Origin of the sequence: Burkholderia sp. 9777_1386, from assembly GCF_015712265.1 — a bacterium.
Lineage (GTDB): Bacteria > Pseudomonadota > Gammaproteobacteria > Burkholderiales > Burkholderiaceae > Burkholderia > Burkholderia cenocepacia.
Genome location: NZ_JACCQB010000125.1, coordinates 1 through 1,240 on the forward strand (window position 1 = coordinate 1; position 1,240 = coordinate 1,240).

Below are 1,240 nucleotides of genomic sequence, written 5' to 3' on the forward strand. Positions count from 1 at the left end.
TGAACCGCTTGGATTTCTTGGACAGTACCGAGCGTTAGTGTTCGGTCTTTCATGAGCCTTCGGCCGTGGGCCGAAGGCTGTATTGCCGGGCGAATTCACCCGGTGTTAGCTCTTTGAGCGCCATGTGAGGTCGAGTCTCATTGTAGTCGCGGCGCCAAGCCTCGATCTCTCGTTTGGCTTCCGCTAACGATTCGAACCAGTGCAGGTTCAGACATTCGTCCCTGAACGAGCCGTTGAATGTCTCGATGAAGCTGTTGTCGGTGGGCTTGCCTGGCCGGCTGAAGTCGATCTGCACCTTGTAGTGGTAGGCCCACATGTCCAGCAGGCGACCCGAGAATTCGCTGCCGTTATCGGCGAACAGGAACCTCGGTGCGCGGCGCTGAGCCACCAAACGATTCAGCACTGACACGACGTCCTCGGCACGCAAGCGCTTGCCTACTTCAATGGCCAGCACTTCACGGCTAAAGATGTCCACGACCGTCAGGGCGCGCAAGCGGGTGCCGTCGGCTAACTGGTCCGCCACAAAGTCCAGACTCCAGACTTCATTGGGACGAACCGGCACGCAACGCTCGCGGCGCGACACCACCATCTTGCGGCGCTTGGGTAGCTTCGAACGCAGTTGAAGCTGCTCTTCGGCGTAGAGCCGATAGACCCGATTACGGCTCACACGCCAACCTTCACGCTTGAGCAGCACGTGCACGCGCCGGTAGCCATATCGAACGCGCGTCTGCGCAATCTCGCGCATGCGTTGACGCAGTGCCGTTTGCGGGTCCTTGACGCTGCGATAGTAGTGGGTACTGCGAGCTTGCTTGACCAGCCGGCACGCCCGCTGCGTCGGAAGACCGTAGTGATCCACGATGTAGCTCACTGCCTGTCTCTTCAGCGCGGGCGCGGCCACTTTTTTGTGGCGATATCCTGCAGGATGGCCTTGTCCAGACTCAGTTCCGCAACTAGCTTCTTGAGCCGCTCGTTCTCATCCTGGAGTTGCTTCAGTTCGCGGACCTGGTTCGACTCCAGACCCGCGTACTGCTTCTTCCATCGGTAATACGTCTGCTCCGATATCCCGAGCTGCCGAACCAGATCCGCCACCGGCATGCCCAGCTCAGCCTGCTTGAGCGCGGCCACGATCTGCTCCACCGAATATTGCTTGCGCTTCATCGCCAACCTCCCGTTCCTATTGGGAAAATTGCCTCCGAAACACTAACACTCATTTGTGTCCAGGATTTCTAGAGCAGATCAG

Annotated in this window: 1 protein-coding gene; it reads right to left on the minus strand. The window is 58.7% G+C overall.

Features of this window, described 5'->3' with window-relative positions; genetic code table 11:
• Positions 1-49: 49 nt before the first annotated feature.
• A protein-coding gene (locus H0X91_RS34645) for an IS3-like element ISBcen22 family transposase (RefSeq protein WP_196433817.1) occupies positions 50-1,158 on the minus strand; the annotation gives its coding sequence in 2 pieces (ribosomal slippage) (positions 50-897 and positions 897-1,158; 1,110 coding nt in all).
• Between the last annotated feature and the right edge of the window lie 82 nt (positions 1,159-1,240).